12 protein-coding genes and 4 tRNA genes are annotated in these 16,828 nt (G+C 40.1%); 7 read left to right on the top strand and 9 right to left on the bottom strand.

The window, feature by feature from the left end; genetic code table 11:
- Nucleotides 1–89 precede the first annotated feature (89 nt).
- From H171_RS05960 to H171_RS05950, 3 genes are all read right to left on the bottom strand, one after another.
- Nucleotides 90–1,148 carry an ABC transporter substrate-binding protein gene (locus tag H171_RS05960; RefSeq protein ID WP_100304322.1) on the bottom strand — a complete coding sequence of 353 codons (1,059 nt, stop codon included), beginning with the start codon at nucleotides 1,146–1,148 and terminating at the stop codon, nucleotides 90–92.
- Nucleotides 1,149–1,242: 94 nt separating this feature from the next.
- Nucleotides 1,243–2,469, bottom strand: coding sequence for a response regulator transcription factor (locus H171_RS05955; RefSeq protein ID WP_100304321.1), 1,227 nt, complete (start codon nucleotides 2,467–2,469; stop codon nucleotides 1,243–1,245).
- A gap of 276 nt (nucleotides 2,470–2,745) precedes the next feature.
- The gene (locus H171_RS05950) at nucleotides 2,746–6,651 is read right to left on the bottom strand and encodes a pectate lyase-like adhesive domain-containing protein (RefSeq protein ID WP_100304320.1); all 3,906 of its coding nucleotides are present in this window, start codon (nucleotides 6,649–6,651) and stop codon (nucleotides 2,746–2,748) included.
- Between the two features lie 710 nt (nucleotides 6,652–7,361).
- Here H171_RS05950 and H171_RS05945 point away from each other — a divergent pair.
- Complete coding sequence (locus tag H171_RS05945) at nucleotides 7,362–8,180, top strand: MerR family transcriptional regulator (RefSeq protein WP_100304319.1); 819 nt, start codon at nucleotides 7,362–7,364, stop codon at nucleotides 8,178–8,180.
- Between the two features lie 183 nt (nucleotides 8,181–8,363).
- On the opposite strand, the gene H171_RS05940 is transcribed toward H171_RS05945, so the two are convergent.
- Complete coding sequence (locus tag H171_RS05940; RefSeq protein WP_100304318.1) at nucleotides 8,364–8,783, bottom strand: RrF2 family transcriptional regulator; 420 nt, start codon at nucleotides 8,781–8,783, stop codon at nucleotides 8,364–8,366.
- A 544-nt stretch (nucleotides 8,784–9,327) separates the two neighbouring features.
- Between H171_RS05940 and H171_RS05935 the strand changes: the two genes are divergently transcribed.
- On the top strand, nucleotides 9,328–10,509 hold the full coding sequence (locus H171_RS05935; RefSeq protein ID WP_157803123.1) for a sensor histidine kinase: 1,182 nt from the start codon (nucleotides 9,328–9,330) through the stop codon (nucleotides 10,507–10,509).
- A 568-nt stretch (nucleotides 10,510–11,077) separates the two neighbouring features.
- Here the strand turns inward: H171_RS05935 and H171_RS05930 are convergent.
- Both H171_RS05930 and H171_RS05925 read right to left on the bottom strand, forming a co-directional pair.
- Nucleotides 11,078–11,161: transfer RNA gene (locus tag H171_RS05930), tRNA-Leu, on the bottom strand.
- A gap of 52 nt (nucleotides 11,162–11,213) precedes the next feature.
- Nucleotides 11,214–11,297, bottom strand: a tRNA-Leu gene (locus H171_RS05925).
- A gap of 158 nt (nucleotides 11,298–11,455) precedes the next feature.
- On the opposite strand from H171_RS05925, the gene H171_RS05920 reads away from it, so the two are divergent.
- Nucleotides 11,456–11,539 (top strand) — tRNA-Leu (locus tag H171_RS05920).
- 64 nt (nucleotides 11,540–11,603) lie between these two features.
- A tRNA-Asn gene (locus tag H171_RS05915) sits at nucleotides 11,604–11,676 on the top strand.
- Between the two features lie 347 nt (nucleotides 11,677–12,023).
- Here the strand turns inward: H171_RS05915 and H171_RS05910 are convergent.
- Nucleotides 12,024–12,242: a hypothetical protein gene (locus tag H171_RS05910; RefSeq protein WP_100304316.1), complete on the bottom strand. Its 219-nt coding sequence runs from the start codon at nucleotides 12,240–12,242 to the stop codon at nucleotides 12,024–12,026.
- Nucleotides 12,243–12,800: 558 nt separating this feature from the next.
- Between H171_RS05910 and H171_RS05905 the strand changes: the two genes are divergently transcribed.
- Nucleotides 12,801–13,328, top strand: a complete 528-nt coding sequence (locus H171_RS05905; RefSeq protein ID WP_100304315.1) for a nitroreductase family protein — start codon at nucleotides 12,801–12,803, stop codon at nucleotides 13,326–13,328.
- 184 nt (nucleotides 13,329–13,512) lie between these two features.
- On the opposite strand, the gene H171_RS05900 is transcribed toward H171_RS05905, so the two are convergent.
- Nucleotides 13,513–13,941 (bottom strand): GNAT family N-acetyltransferase, encoded by a 429-nt coding sequence (locus H171_RS05900; protein WP_100304314.1) that lies wholly within the window; start codon nucleotides 13,939–13,941, stop codon nucleotides 13,513–13,515.
- 211 nt (nucleotides 13,942–14,152) lie between these two features.
- Between H171_RS05900 and H171_RS24875 the strand changes: the two genes are divergently transcribed.
- Nucleotides 14,153–14,617, top strand: a complete 465-nt coding sequence (locus tag H171_RS24875) for a TspO/MBR family protein (protein WP_100304313.1) — start codon at nucleotides 14,153–14,155, stop codon at nucleotides 14,615–14,617.
- Nucleotides 14,618–14,767: 150 nt separating this feature from the next.
- On the opposite strand, the gene H171_RS05890 is transcribed toward H171_RS24875, so the two are convergent.
- Nucleotides 14,768–15,280, bottom strand: a complete 513-nt coding sequence (locus tag H171_RS05890; RefSeq protein WP_100304312.1) for a GNAT family N-acetyltransferase — start codon at nucleotides 15,278–15,280, stop codon at nucleotides 14,768–14,770.
- A 560-nt stretch (nucleotides 15,281–15,840) separates the two neighbouring features.
- Here H171_RS05890 and H171_RS24070 point away from each other — a divergent pair.
- The gene (locus H171_RS24070; RefSeq protein ID WP_157803122.1) at nucleotides 15,841–16,017 is read left to right on the top strand and encodes a hypothetical protein; all 177 of its coding nucleotides are present in this window, start codon (nucleotides 15,841–15,843) and stop codon (nucleotides 16,015–16,017) included.
- Nucleotides 16,018–16,828 lie beyond the last annotated feature (811 nt).

Here is a 16,828-nt window from a genome sequence, read left to right as displayed (position 1 = left end):
CTCCTCGCTTTTCAATTAAGAAGCATCTCCTCTGATATGAAAAGGGTTGCTGCAAAAATAATGATATACTTTTGCAACAACCCCGCGGTTTAATATTTGCGGTCCGGAAGTACCTTAGCTGCCATATCAGCAGTAAATACGCCGTCTACCGATTTCACCCATTTATCAACAGACTGGCCTGCCTTCAGCTTTGCTGCTGTTTCAAATAAAAGCGGCCCAAGCAGTGGATTACATTCTACGGTACAATTTGCCTCTCCGGCTGCCATTGCTTCAAAGATTCCGCGGACACCGTCAATGGAAACGATCTTAATGTCTTCACCCGGTTTTAATCCTGCCTCTTTGATTGCCTCGATTGCTCCAAGGGCCATATCGTCGTTGTGCGCATAAACACCCTTGATATCCTTATTAGATTTAAGGAAAGACTCCATAACTTCTTTTCCCTGGGCTCTGGTAAAATCACCGGTCTGGGAAGCCACGATCTCAATACCTGGATAGCTTGCTTTGATCTCATCATCAAACCCGGTTTTGCGGTCCGTTGCTGCGGAAGCACCTACCGTTCCTTCCAGCTCAACAATTTTACCATTTTCTCCGAGCAGCTTTGCCATTTCCTTTGCAGCCATCTTGCCTTCTTCAATGAAATCAGAGCCGATAAAGGTTGCATATAAGTCTTCGCTGACATCCGCTCTGCGGTCCAGAAGGATAATCGGAATCCCTGCTTCTTTTGCCTCAGCAAATACCTGATCCCATCCGGTTTCAACGACCGGTGCAAGGCCAATAACATCTACGCCCTGTTCGATGAAGTTCTTGATCGCTTTAATTTGATTTTCCTGCTTCTGCTGCGCATCTGCAAAAAGAAGCTCTACCTTATCCCCATTCTCAGACGCGTATGTCTGAATGGAAAGGGTTTCTGCGTCACGCCATCCGGACTCCTGACCGATCTGGGCAAAGCCGACTACCAGCTTTTCTCCTGAAGCCTCGGTAGTTTTAGCCGTGGTCTCTTCTGCTTTTGCTGTGGTCTCAGCCTGTGCCGATGTAGTCTGGGGAGCGGCTGTGGTTGCGGTCGAACTGCTGGCTCCGCTGCTGCATGCGGCTAAGGAAACCGCTGCCATGGATGCGCACAGCAACACGCTTAAAAATCTTTTTTTCATTTTGATGATCCTCCTTTTTGGTTTTAACGATACGTTTATTATGCCGGAAGGAGGAGAGAAAGTCTTTGCAATAATTTGAGTAAAAGGTATAAAATCATTGCATGGATGAGGTTTGATTATCATTTTTAATCAATCTTCGGTATTCAGCAGGGCTGACCCCCAGATTCTTTTTAAATACATTACTGAAATAATGCTGGTTTGCGTATCCGGTCAGTTCCGCGATTTCATAAATCTTTAATTCACCGCTATGTAAAAGCTCGATTGCCTTACGGATCCTGACGCTGGTTAAGTAATCGATAAAGGTTACTCCCATCTCTCTGCGGAACATCCTGCTTAAATGGGGAACAGACAGATTTACATGGCCTGCCGCATCCTGAAAGGAAAAGTCTTCCCGCGAATAGTTATCCTCAATATAAAGCTTCACATCCTTAATCACAGAGGAACCGGTTTCCAGCTCCTTTAACCGGCTGACAGCCGTTTCATAGGTTTCAGCCAGAGCTCCATAATCATCTCCGGTCACCTGCATGACTATACAGCGCACCGGTAATTGCGACTCCAGCATATGGCAATAGGTCTCCGTCTGCTCCTCTGCAGCTTCCGGTGCCACAGTTTTTGAGATCACCACCAGATTACCGTGCCTGTCCTGGCAGCTGTTTGGGTTCACTAGCCCATGAAACATTTCATTTGCAATATTTTCAGCAACAAAAAACAGAAGATCTTCATTCCAGGTGCTTTTTACATCTTCCATTTTATGATATTCCAGGGAAACCACCGTAATTGCAAATGGTTCTGGAAGCAAAAGATTTAAGTACTGGGAGCGTTCCCTGATTTCTTCCTTTGTGTAATGCCCTTCCAGTGCTCTCTGCCAAAAGTTAGAGGCTAGGTAGGTACGATTTTGTGCAAGCATACTCTTCGCCCAGATTAGATACTTATCTTCACTTTCCTCTCTCTGCAGTCTTTCCCGCACCCGCTGCATCATCTCATCAAATGGACCTTCCATCAGAGGCTTCAGCAGGTATTCAAAGACCCCCAGCTTCAGAGCTTCTCTGGCATATTCAAACCTGTCATATCCAGTTATGATCACCACCACTGCCCTGGGGTTTATTTCCCTTAAGCTTTTAATGAATTGAAGACCATTTAGAAATGGCATATTAATATCAACAAAATAAACATCCGGTGAAATGTCTTTTGCCAGTTCAAGTGCCATTTCTCCATCCTCCGCTTCTGCTGCCAGTTCGAAATCACTGTATTGTCTTAAAAAACTGATAATCCCCCGGCGAATGATATACTCATCATCCGCTACCAGTACTTTATACCCCATAAATACTCCTCCTGAATTTTATTTGAATCCTATTATAGCACATTTTATCTTTTGTAACTGCGTTTCTGTATGTAAGGAGTGTTAAGGGGTTCATATATCCTTCTTTTAGTTTTTAACACCAAAAACCGGGGTCTTAATTCCAGTACCCCGGCTCGAATTAAATAATATGATCCAATGGTCTCCTACAAAGCCTCTTACATAGACAAAGGGATGAATGGAAAAGGCGATAAGGAATATCTTTTTTTAACCATTCCCTTACCGCCTTTCCATTTTATTTTATTTTATTTTTTTACTGCCTAAATGGCATAAAACAAACGCGGAGAATGATGCAAAGGATAACAATAAATAAACGTTCCAGGTTACACTGGTGTCGCCTGTTTTCGGTAAACCGTCTATTTTACCTATTTCGTCTACTTCGTTTATTTCACTGATTCCTTTCGGTATATCCTGGTCATCTACAACAATATCCTCGATGATCTCATCGTTGACACTGTTTCCAGATATAACACCAGGTCCACCGGTATTGTTACTGCTTCCTCCAGGTCCACGGGAACTGCTGCTTCCACTCCCGCTACTACTTCCTCCGTTACTTCCACCAGTTCCGCTGGAATTGCCACCGCTTCCACTTCCGTTTTCGCTTCCGCCTCCAGTTTCGCTTCCTCCGCCAGTTTCGCTTCCATCTCCGGTTTCGTTTCCTCCTCCGGATTCACTTCCGCCGCCAGTTTCGTTTCCTCCGCCGGTTTCACTTCCTCCACCAGTTTCGTTTCCTCCGCCGGTTTCGCTTCCGCCTCCGGTTTCGCTTCCGCCTCCGGTTTCGTTTCCGCCTCCGGTTTCACTTCCGCCCCCAGTTTCGTTTCCTCCGCCGGTTTCGCTTCCGCCTCCAGTTTCGTTTTCTCCACCGGTTTCACTTCCTCCACCAGTTTCGTTTCCTCCGCCGGTTTCGCTTCCGCCTCCAGTTTCGTTTTCTCCACCGGTTTCACTTCCTCCACCAGTTTCGTTTCCTCCGCCGGTTTCGCTTCCTCCACCGGTTTCACTTCCTCCACCAGTTTCGTTTCCTCCACCGGTTTCGCTTCCTCCACTAGTTTCGTTTCCTCCGCCGGTTTCGCTTCCTCCGCCAGTTTCATTTCCTCCACCAGTTTCGCTTCCGCCTCCGTTTTCGCTTCCTCCGCCGGTTTCACTTCCGCCCCCAGTTTCGTTTTCTCCGCCGGTTTCGCTTCCGCCTCCAGTTTCGTTTCCTCCGCCGGTTTCGCTTCCGCCTCCAGTTTCGTTTTCTCCACCGGTTTCACTTCCTCCACCGGTTTCGTTTCCTCCACCAGTTTCGTTTCCTCCGCCGGTTTCGCTTCCTCCGCCGGTTTCGCTTCCTCCACCAGTTTCGTTTCCTCCGCCGGTTTCGCTTCCTCCACCAGTTTCGCCTCCGCCTCCGGTTTCACTTCCTCCACCAGTTTCATTTCCTCCACCAGTTTCGCTACCGCCTCCGGTTTCACTTCCTCCACCAGTTTCGTTTCCTCCACCAGTTTCGCTACCGCCTCCGGTTTCACTTCCTCCACCAGTTTCGTTTTCCCCACCGGTTTCGTTTCCTCCACCAGTTTCACTTCCTCCACCGGTTTCGTTTCCTCCGCCGGTTTCGTTTCCTCCGCCGTTCTCAATTCCTCCACCGTTCTCAATTCCTCCACCGGTTTCGTTGCCTTCTTCGGTTTCAGTTTCCTGCCAATCGGGAATACCATTCGGCTCATCTTCATTGCCATTGCTGTTAATATCGTTTATATCTTTTATATCCAGCGAATAAACAAGTACTAATTTCCCATCTGGTATGGGATCTTCCTCTATGTCCTCAGGATAGGTAAAGGAAATATTCCTGCCATCCAACTGATAGGACGAAAGGCCGCCTTTATTCTCCCATTCGTCATTGGTCAAAATATCGTCAAACACGTAGTTTTCTGCATTATACGTCTGATTTTTTGGTGCAGTATAAATGCCTGCCGAACCGACTTTTTCATATAAAGTAGCTATTTCCATATCCTCTCGATCACCGACAAGCTGAGGATCCCCAACGGTGCCGTCATAAAGACTATAGAACACTTTTACCGTTGAATAAGGCTGCTGATAGTCTGGGATCCCATCTGGATCAGTTCCCGGAATCGCCCCTCGGTTATCAACCGCATAATAGAGCGTATGTATTCCCAAACCATTATCAGTATCGCTCATTGTCAGTGCCCAATCGGAAATTGCTGCGTTAACCTGTAACTGATTCAGTGTATATTCCATGTCAAAGATATAATGATCTTCTCCACTTCCTAATTGTATTTCTTTTGCAATTGAATAGTTGTAATCATTGTCCTTCGGACCTGAAACAGGGAATGGTCCCCCAATTCCGGCTGGAAAGCTGCTGACAGATGTACCATCCCAGATTTCGTATAAAACGCTGCCACTTGTCAAAGCAGCTTTTGCCCGTAGTTCCAATACATTGATGTTTTTTAACGCATTAGTACCTGACAGATTGAAAACATCACCATGACCCGAAGAATCGTTTATAATTTCAGCATTTGCACCAGATTTTAGAGTTGCTGAGTATTGTGCTCCATCTAACACCCACTGATAAGGGGCATCCGGGGAGGTTACGTAGTTGTTTTCAAGGGCCACCTGATTTCCTGGATTGATATTCCCTGTTATAGACACATTGTTTTCAGGTAAAGACACCCAAGAACGAATCCCATTTGTTTTTATGTTCAAACTTGCATTGCTGGAGCTCTTGATTACATAAGAGTTTGTGTCGCTCTTGCTATTGAACAATACAACATTTTGAGGATTTGTAAATGAAATGCTGGGGCTGCTGTCCCGCAAGGTAATCAGGGATTCTGCTTGCGAATTATTCTTGGCAATAAGGTTTACCTCGGCACTATCTGCAATGCTGATCGTGTTTGCACTGACCATCGAGTTGTTAGCATTGGCAGCTGAACCAGCATAATCCACAACATATGTCCACTTTGCCCCTTCACCGACGCGAATTGAGTCCGCCGTAAAATAGGCAGGAAGATTGCTTACATCATTTGTATTAAACTTTTTATCAGCTTTGATATCGAAGACTACACTTGCCTGATCCCCAATTATAAGGCTGCCAAGCTTGTAATAATCGGTAATAAATCCATTTCCGCTGCCTACATGGTGATATTCAAAAACAGCATTTTCTCCAACGATAAACGGAGTGGAATAGGCGGATGTATAGGTACCAATTAAACCGGTTGTATAGGTAGATTGCTTTGTTTTTCCCGCCTCATCCTTAATGATCAGAGAAGCGCCGTCTGCCACCTTCACGTAGCTGTCCCCGTACCAGTAAATATAGAAGATCGGATCAATATCACCGAGAACACCCCCGCCGTCTGCCGGAGAGTCCTGTTTGGTAATGGTATTATTTCCTTCAAATGTAATAAAATTTGCAGCAATGGTTTCAGAAGCGTGGGTATCCTGCCACAAAGCTCCATAAGGTGCAGAGCCAGATGACGGCAAACTTCCTCCATATCCATCCGAATCAACTCCGCTTCCTCCTGATCCATTGCGGTAACTCATTGTAATGTCACAATCTCTAAATAATACCTGCGGTTTATAAACCGAATATATTGCAATATCACCCATACCCGGTCCTTTGTATGTAACATGATCAAAGGTAATCTGTACGTCATTCACGACATTACCGGCAGGAAAATAACAGCCAACCTCACTACTTCCGTACCATGTGATATCTTTCATTGTGAATGACTTTACCTTACTTGCGTTAGGAAAATAAAAATTACCATTCTCGACAATCGTATGGGGCCACTTAAATATAATCTTATATTGATTCTGGCCATCGATTACGAAGCTGCCGTCACCACCGGCATTTGCTTTATTTCCAACCAAAATCCCTTGCGGCTGTCCAGATAAACCAGGCTGAGCCGCACTTTGATAATTACTGTTCCAATTGCCCTGCGCATTTGTCATACCATACTCTATAACAACATCCGCGGCAAGCGTAATTTTCCAGGTATTATTACTATTAACTGCCTGAATAAAGTCTTTGGCAGTGCTTACCGTAACCTCCCCAGTCTCCTCTGCAAATATCCTTATCGGGAACATCGCACAGAGCAAAACCATCACCAAGAGCATGCTGATTATTTTGCTGCTTTTACGGTGTTTCATTGTTTGCATATGTTTTCCTCCTATTTTTTGATCCCCCTTTATTACTGAATTTAAAGGGCCTCCAGTTCTTATTAGTACCAGCTGCTTTTCCTGCGTACGGTTAAGGTCCTACTCTTTTCATAATTGTTAAACTTTGAAGCTTTTTATTTAGGAACAACATCCCTACCGTAAAATTTATCTTTAAAGTTGTAACAGGTACATATAACGCCCCCATAACATCAGTAATATTACAAAATATAATAGGCGCGCTTTTTATCAAAATGTATTCACTCCCGGACCCTCGCGCAGCCTTTAAGGTCTCTGCCTTTTTTGGCTGCATCATCTTTATTAAAGAAGCCAAAAGCCATGCTTAATTGCATTGCTTCTTCAAGCTGCTGTACAAGCGCTCCGTTAAGCTACATAAATAATAATATGAATTGCTTAATTTATTGTTATAAAAAATTCTACCGAAGCCCCCTTTCCCAATAGTAATAATTGAATTTAAACTTTACTTTGGAAGTATAGTATAAAAAACTATATTTATTAAACCCACGTAGTGAATTAGGGTTTTGGTGTATTAAATTTCCCACTAATGGAAGAAAGTACAAGTACTATTCCCTCTTTACAGGCAAAAAAAGTCATCCGATATAAATAATCTAAAATTCCCATTGACTCTTACATTGTGGTATACTCTATACTGTAGTTGAGCTCAAAAAACACATATATGTGAGGAAATAAAAATGCTGAAAATAGGTGATTTTTCAAAATTATCAAGGATTAGTATACGAATGCTTCGGCATTACGATGAGATCGGCCTGTTAGTGCCTAAAACCACGGATAGTTTTACCGGCTACCGTTACTATGGGGAGGATCAACTGCCGATTGCAGGCAGAATCATAGCTCTCAAGGATATGGGGTTTGGCCTTATTCCAATTGGGGAAATCCTGAAGAACTACGATAATCCCCAGGCATTAGCTGACTTTCTGGCAGTGAAGCAGGCTGAGGTTCAGACGGAAGCCGAAGAAACAGGCCGCCGTTTACTGCTCCTTGACACAGCCATCAAACGGCTGAGAAAGGATGAAACCGCTATGAATTACAATGTTATATTAAAGAACCTACCGGAGCGCTATGTTGCCAGTGTACGAAAGGTGATTCCCGCCTACGAACAGGAAGGCATCCTGTGGAACCTTATGATGACAGAAACAGCTCCATTGCAGCTTCAGCAAGCTGACAATTGCTGCAGCCTTGCAATCTTTCATGACGAGGGATATAAGGATCGCGACGTGGATGTAGAAATTCAAATCACGATAAAAGGGTGCTATCAAGATACTGAACACGTTGTGTTTAAAACCATGCCTGCGCTGGAGATTGCTTCAGCAACCTACAAGGGCAGCTACGAGCAGCTCACCGCTGTAAACCATGCGGTGGCAAATTGGGTAAATGACAATGGTTATGAATTTAACGGAGCTATGTTCTGCATCTATCATGTCAGCCCTGCTCAAACCCAGAACCCTGATGAGTTAGTAACCGAGGTTTGCTATCCTGTTAAAAAGAGATAATGATTACAGCAGCAAAAAACCGTTTGCGATTTGCATACGGTTTTTTGCTGCGTAAACACGAAGGTTTACATTTTCATCTTTTTCTACGCTCTGGGCCTAATTCCAGACTTAGCTCTTACCAGAGAAAAACGGCAAGTCACTTTTTCATACTTTAGGCAATACTGATGAGTGTCCTTCTCAATGTTATGTTTCGTTCGCATTTTCATATATAAGATCGCAAATTCGAGTCCCACTTAGCATTTCAATCGTTTTAGACTGGATAGATTCAAAAATTCGGTGCACCAGACATGATGGGGTAGCATTTCTGCTGCAGTATCCATCCTCTTCCAAACATCGATTGATGCAGATACTTCCCTCCATCGCCTCAACAATATCGTATAATGTTATATCTGCAGCATCTTTTGCTAAACGGTATCCACCCTTTGGGCCTTGTACAGACTCTATGAACCCTAACCGCTTGATTTTTGCGGCAATTTTATTGAAATAGTTATAGGTCATACCTAATTGTGCTGCTACCTCTTTCGCTGTTGTCACTTGATCACCCTGCTGAGCCATATAAAGGATGATCCGAATTGCATAGTCCGTTGTAATCTGAAATTTCACCGTATTTTCTCCAAAAACGAAATTTTGTAATATTAATACTTTACTTTGTGAGTATAATTTGAAACTTGATTTTTCTGGAAATATATGTACTCAATTTTAGTTTTTATGTATTGAATTTAGCCGTTATAAAATAAAAACCTTTCATATGCCCTTCCACTATCGATCGGTAATTGAGAACAACAAATAATGAATTAAGAGCATAATAAATGCTAATTATGGATAAAAATGCTATTTTAAATTTATTCTTTTCTCCATCTATATTCCTATATATAACTTGGAGTAAATGCTACTTGTTGGTCTGATTTTTTCACCGAACAGAGGTTTTTCTTACGAAAGGAGGTAACCGATGTCTCTTTTATTACGGTTTGTCACAGAATGCCTTTTTACCGTGTACAGTGTATCTTTTCTTCTTTATCATAGAAGGAATTTTTTGTTGAAACGAAATCACTTGATATTCTTCCTGGTTTCTGCAGTCATCAATTGGAGTTTCAGTGCTACCTGGGGATTGGCTATATCCTCACATTATGGAGTTCTGGCTCTCTTATTGATCGTTCTGCTGGAATTAAAAGGATTGTATCAAATGAATTCGATGCAGCTACTTTTTGAGAGCGGCTATTTTGTCGCAGTTTTATACTGGGGACGAGGAATCGTATTGCCGGTTTTTGCTCTGATTCTGAACCATAGCGTACAGTGGGTAAGGCAAGACAAGTTTTACTCCCCCATTGCATGGATTCTTTCCTTATGCGTGATTCTCGTTTACAATATGCTTTTTCGCCATTTCATCGCTCCAAAAGCGAAGGTTGAAACGTTCTACCGCAGTAATGAACAGATCCGGTTTGTAGCTATTTTTCAAGTTTGCCTTCTGGGATATCTGCTGTTTATCAACCTGGGGCGGTATTATATGGCCGATTTGACCTGGTATAACATGGCCTGCATCATCTCCTGTATCATCTGCTTTGCAGCACAGGGATTGCTCGTCAGCTGGGGAATCAGAACCAGTTTCCTTTTAAAATATGAATTACATACGGAATTGCAGCAACAGCAGCTCGAGAGACAATTGCGGCATTATAAAGCGTATCAGAAATATATCGAGAGCTTTCGGGCTCTCAAACAGGATTACAATTATATGATAACCTCTGTAAAATCTCTGTTGTCCATCGGTGAATATCAGAAAGCTATAAGCTTACTCGATACCATACTCGATAAAAGTCAAAAGCAAGTTCCGGTACAACACTCTTATTCAAATAATATCCTGCTTGATGCTCTCCTGCAGGATACCGCAGATCGATGTAAGGAGCAATCCACCCAATTTTCAGCTAATGTCTATCTTCCCATCGGTCATAATATATCTGAAACCGATATTGTCCGTATGTTTACAAACCTATTCAATAATGCAGCAGAGGCTTGTGCAAAAGTCACTTCTGATTCTGAAAGATTTATTTCCATCAGAAGCAGATTTGTTTCCCACAATGGCTGGCTGAAAATCGAAACAGAAAACTCATTTCATGGTAAAGTACTCATTCGTAATGGAATTCCTGAATCAACAAAGCCTAATCGGGATTTTCATGGCCTTGGTTTATCAATCATTAATGAAACGGCAACAAAATTAGGTGGTATAATGGTTATAGATGTAGATCAGAAGAAAATGATATTTAGGACAACACTTTTACTGCCTGTTAACATACAACGATGGAATAATAAGGAAACCAAAATCTGCCCGTCCTAACCTGCGTAAAGCATGATTGCCAGAAATTGTGCCCGGACCATTATCTTAAATGCTGTCACAAAAAAGGCCGGCGGCCTATGAGGGGCGGCCGGCTTCCAACTCTTTTATATGTCTCGCCACCGAAAGAATGTCTCCACATTTTTCTATTTGTACATAAAAAAGAGCTCATTCAGAAAGCCAAATTTAAGGCAGTTGAACAAGCTCAATTGGGGAAAACGATGGAATGGTGATAGGAATTCAGACAAGCCATTTATCCGTTTATCAACCGGACAAATTACCGTAATTAATATCTAACAATTGTATTAATTATTATACCCCCAATATAATCCCTATTATTTCCAAACTCCCTAATTGCGATTTATATGTATCGAATTTTGTGTTTTACTGTAAAATAGGCTTCTTTTTAATAGAACCTTAACGTAAAAGAGCCGGGGATTATCATTAAATCCTCGACTCTAAATTGGCATTGTTTATTTATTAATGGCGCTGCCTTTGAACATAAAACCCAAAAAAATTTAATGTCCTGTGGTCATCTCCACAGGACATTCTAATCCGGTTTAAATTATAATGCGGGAGATGGGACTTGAACCCACACGAGCATACACCCACAAGATCCTTAGTCTTGCCTGTCTGCCAATTCCAGCACTCCCGCATGTCATATAAATATTGAAAACCACACAGCTATGACGATCTGCATAGTTTCATGCAGAAGAAGGGACTTGAACCCTCAAGGTATTGCTACCACACGGACCTGAACCGTGCGCGTCTGCCAATTCCGCCACTTCTGCATTTCGTTGTTATCTGTCGTAACAACAATAGTTATTATAGTATACAAGCTCTTATATGTCAACAACATTTCTCCAAATTTTTCAAATATTTTTTTTGTATATATTTTTCAAAAAATATTGACAATTTTACTTTTAAGTGCTAAGATAATGTTCGTTGTGCGGGAGTGCTGGAATTGGCAGACAGGCAAGACTAAGGATCTTGTGGGTGTATGCTCGTGTGGGTTCAAGTCCCATCTCCCGCACTTTTTAATATTTATATTTTCCCTATTGACATATTTCACTTTTCGGGTATAATAAGTCATGTATTCCTCGATAGCTCAGTCGGTAGAGCAAACGGCTGTTAACCGTTGGGTCGTAGGTTCAAGTCCTACTCGGGGAGTTTTTTATTGCCTGGAAATAAAAGGCACATGTGATTATAATACGAAAAAGCGCAGGCATCTTTGTCTGCGCTTTTTCCTTTCCAAGTATAGCAGAAAGTATGTATCCCGATGTGCCTGGATATCTGTACTTAACACCGACCGAACTTAGGATCGAAACAATTTCCCAACACAATAGCCCCGAGGCCAAAATCCCGGGGCTAATATAGCGTATAATTTTATATTATTTTCTTACCTGTAGGCAACCAAATTACTAAGTGTACATAACCGTCCTAAAAGATGGCATACAAACGCCTGTTGCGGCGCCACATTCCAAATCAGAAACCCTCAGCCTCCTGGAGCATTTCTCCTACTCTACATTTATTTCATCAGCAGTCATCATCACCGCGCCAGCGGGAAGCGCTGTTACAGCCATCCCGAAAACCTGCGCAGTAAGCTTCTCTTCTTTCCTTTTCGCATTCATCTCTCTCTGTTTCGCAACAAGATCTATTTTCACATCCGCAGTTATTGTTGCAACTACGCCTGCAGTTATTATTACAGCCGCCCCAAAAACAGCCCATATTTGCACCTCTTTTATTATTTTTATATTTTATTATATGGGCCCATAAGAAAAGATGTGAATGCCGCAAAAGATGGCTTTGACACCGGTATTCACTCAATTAAGCTATTTATATGTATTTATTTTAACCCTTATTATAATAGGAATGAATTGATAAATTAATCTTTTTACTGTATTACATTATATTATATGGACCATCTAGACAAGGTGTGTTAGCAATGAATTTGTGTATAACCATAGGTCTCAGTCCTGTTATAATTTGCATAATTTTGTCGTATTTTCAGACATTAACACACAATCCACAATTGTTTCCACATTATTGTGGATAAGTGTCGTTTTGAGTGTCAAAAAAAGCCCCTGGAAACACATGGTTTCCGTATTACCCTTTCACCGCTTGCATTTGATATAGTAAGCGTATGTTCATGCAATAAAAGCCATTAAATAGTGCATATATAAATTACATTCGTTGTAATTTAACGTCTATACTATCGCAAAATATGGAAATACATGATATACTTTTTTATAGAAACATAATCATAAACAGGAAGATAGAAAGGACCTGATAGAATGGACTTAATGGAAGCAATCTGTACAAGAAAAAGTTATCGCAAAACATTCAAACCGAATTATATCCCTGATGCCGATTTAAAAGAAATCTTGAAAGCTGGTGCAGCAGCCCCTTCAGGCTGCAATCAGCAGACAACTTGTTTTATCGCAGTAAATAATCAGGAGATGGTACACAATCTGGCAACTATATATGGTGCATCATGGGCGCTGACTGCGCCAGCAGCAATCCTTCTGTTAACAAAAGAAACGATTTCCTATAAAGGTAATTCCTACCACATACACGATTACTCCGCCGCAGCTGAGAATATTCTCTTGGCAATAAATGCAAAGGGATATTCTACTACCTGGATTGAGGGACAGATCGAAGGAGAAAAGGCCAAAAAAATGGGAGAGATTCTTGGAGTTCCAGAAGATTTAACAGTAGTTATCTATATGCCCTTGGGAATTCCAGATAAAGAAAATCCTGGTGTGACAAAAAAACCTTTTGAAGATAGAGCTTGGTTAAATGGTTATCGAAAAGAATTTTAATAGCAGAGAGTATAAAACAACTAGAGAAAAAATATTTACAGCCTTGGATAAGAGGAGCATGCTTACAGGCATTTTTTGCATGATTAGATATGTCTGCTTCTCTTCTCCCATATAAAAAGCAAGCCATATACTATTTTTATTTAACGCATTGGCTCTCTCAATTATCCGTTCATTCCGCTATAAATTACAACTGTTTCTTTAAAGTATATAGTCTGATATTATCGGGAAAACCGTTGACTTCTCCACAAATAACATATCCTTGCTTTTGATAAAAAAGAGGAGCTTGAAAAGAATATGTAGTCAGATGAACAATCTGGCACCCAGCGTCTTTTGCCTGATGTTCAATTACTTCCAATAAACGCGATGCTATTTTTTGTCCCCTATAAGCTTCCTGTACCCAAAGAACCTCTATTTCTAAGGATGAGAGATAAGTAGATCCTGATACACCTCCTACAATAACTCCCTTTTCATTGCGTGCTATATTCGTAAATTCCATATTTGGTACTTTTAATTTACCGTTTGTTTTTTTCATATTGTGCTCAAGCAACCCATTTATACGAACTGAATTTATAAACTCTTGCTCACCACAATCATTATAAATAGTTATATACATTTTCTCACCTCCATAAAACCAATATAAATAATTCTTAAAGATAGAATATCATCAAGCTTGCCAAATATCAATATTAAGTTCTCAATGTACTCTAATGCGTTAATTTCATTTAAATTTTTAATCTAAAAAATCTATATCTATTTGATTATAAATCCGAATATTCTTCGATGTGACCTCATAAACTATAATAAATACACATGGAGTGCATTATATGAAACCTATAAACAAAAGTGCTCTAGTAATTTCAATTCTTATACCTTTGGCTGTTGGTTCTTTATCAGCTCTTATAAGTGGTAACATGTCAACATATTCCTTATTAAATAAACCCTCCCTTAGCCCTCCATCCTATATTTTTCCCATTGTTTGGACATTACTTTATATCCTCATGGGAATATCTTCATACATAATTTATGTGTCAGGTAATGATAATTCAACTAAAGCTCTAAAAATCTATGCACTTCAACTTTTCTTTAACTTTTTTTGGAGCATTATTTTCTTTGGATTTTCTCAATATTTACTTGCATTTTTATGGCTAATATTGTTAATCATTCTAATAATTATAATGATCCAACAGTTTTATAAAATAAATTCTGTTGCAGCATACTTACAGATCCCATATCTTTTATGGTGCATATTTGCAGCTTATTTGAATTATACAATTTTGTTGATGAATTAAATTCCAAAGATTGTATTGTGTACCTCAGGGGTGATAATCATAGGTTTTCACCCCTAAGGTGAATATCAGTTTACCTGATTTATAGCAATAAAATATCTCAGCTTAATACTGATAGTTATTGGTTATTGGTTATCATTATTTAATTGGAATTTAGTCAATGCTGATCCAAAATCTTTGTTCTACTATGCCATCCATTAAAATTTCATTTTCCAGGACGCCACCATTATTCTCTATACTTTTCGCGGAGCCTATGTTCTTCTTATCACATACCATTAAAGCTTTATCTAATCCAATCTTTTTGCACTCTTCAAGGGCAAGACCAATCATTTTGGTCGCAACTCCTTTCCTTCTTTCTGAAGGCCGTACTCCATCTCCGATATGTCCACCATTTAACAGCAAAGATTCATTTAAATAATGCCTGATATTAACGGCTCCAACGAATATATCTCTTTCTTCATCTAAGCAAAAAAAAGTAGAATATGGTACAAATCCTTCATTTTCGACGTTATTATCTAAACAATTAATGTAATTATCAAAATCACGATAATCAAGTCTTCCAATTGCATTAGGAACGATTTTTTCACCCGATGCATACCATTCTTCCATCATATCATTTAGATGCATTTTATATTTTTTATCTAATTTTACTAAACGAAGTCTCAATTTACCACTCCTCCACAAATTAAATTTTTATATAATAATATAACAAACTCTTCTAACTATCAATATTGAATCACCAATGTTTAATAATCCGTTACATTCTAATTCCTGATTAATCGGCTCACCTCCCAGATTATATTTATCATTTACAATAATTATGATATACTTATGATGTATAAGGAGGTGAAGACTATGGATACCAATTTAATATTTGATGGATTTATAACTTTTATCAATCTTTTACTTTTAATTGTCGGCCCAATATTGTTCTTTCTAATTTTGTATTTTGTTATAAAAAAAGCAGTGAAGAATGCAATCCGTGAATCAAGGGACTCTAAATAGAGTTCCTTTTCCTCTTCTGTGCTTCGACTGTTCCTTGTATAGTGTCTCCCAGCATAATCTAAGCCTTTTTAATATAATCCAGGTACTGTTTTGAAATCATCCTCCCGGAAATCATAATTTTTCATAATATATTCCTTCCTGCTCCATTGAGCTAAAACCTAAATTTTGAATATAATTTTTTGTTCTGCAGACACTACTAAAAAACGAAAGGAGCATCCATCTTGAATAGCAAAGATAAATCTACCAACAACCAGGGTAATACTACCGACAATAATGTCAGTAATAAAAATGTTACCCATACAGAACATCGATCGAAAGCCGTTCCAAATAGCGATTATATTGATCCATTTTATACTCCTCCAGGTGAAGGCCCTAAACCTAGAATTACATCCAATTAGGCATCATCCAGTGAAGCAAGGGAGGTTTAAATCTCCCTTGTTATTCTTTGCATCATCTTTCCAGCACCTGTTATGCATTCCTGGTAGATCTTACAGTGGGATCATTTGGCCTTTTCAATCAGCTTCTTGCCTTGTACCAGTAAGGTTACTTTCTTCTGTAAAACTAATTTCATTGATATCCAGATACTTCCTGTATTATTATTTTCCGTTCCACACACCATATTTTTGAGGTGATATGATGAAAAACAATTTATCAAAATTACTTTTTAAAAGTACCAGCACCAGACGTTACTTTATAACACTCCCAGTATGGCTACAGATAATACTGCACGAAAATCATTCATACATTGATACCGCCGCGCAATTGCACCATGTTGCCGGGATATTATTACAGCAGAAAAACTTGGCTTAACCTTCCTATTATTCAGTTAAATATAGGTTTAATCAAACAAATTCATCTATATCGCCGGGAGAATCAAAATTTACTCGTTTTCAGGCGCATGACATCAAAAAACCGTAAACACGAGGTTTCTGAGGTTCGTATCAATTTAAAGATCATCCCACTGGAGCACTTCTATTTAGGGGGCTGAGAGTTTGTCTCTCCAAATAGATTCTTTTTTATTCTGTTCTATTTTTGTTTTCTTTCACATAATTTCACCCACAAAAAAGCGCCCAGCCGAAGCCAAGCGCACGTTGATATACTTTTAACTATGGGAATGTTAAAGCACATATTGTGATTTTTTTATTTATATCCAAGCCACAGTATACCAAAACATATACTTAATCTTTGATTTATAGGGGATGCTTGTGA

It is taken from the genome of [Clostridium] celerecrescens 18A, from assembly GCF_002797975.1.
GTDB lineage: Bacteria > Bacillota > Clostridia > Lachnospirales > Lachnospiraceae > Lacrimispora > Lacrimispora celerecrescens.
The sequence above is the reverse complement of the archived record's forward strand: the minus strand, read 5'-3'. Positions and strand labels throughout refer to the sequence as shown.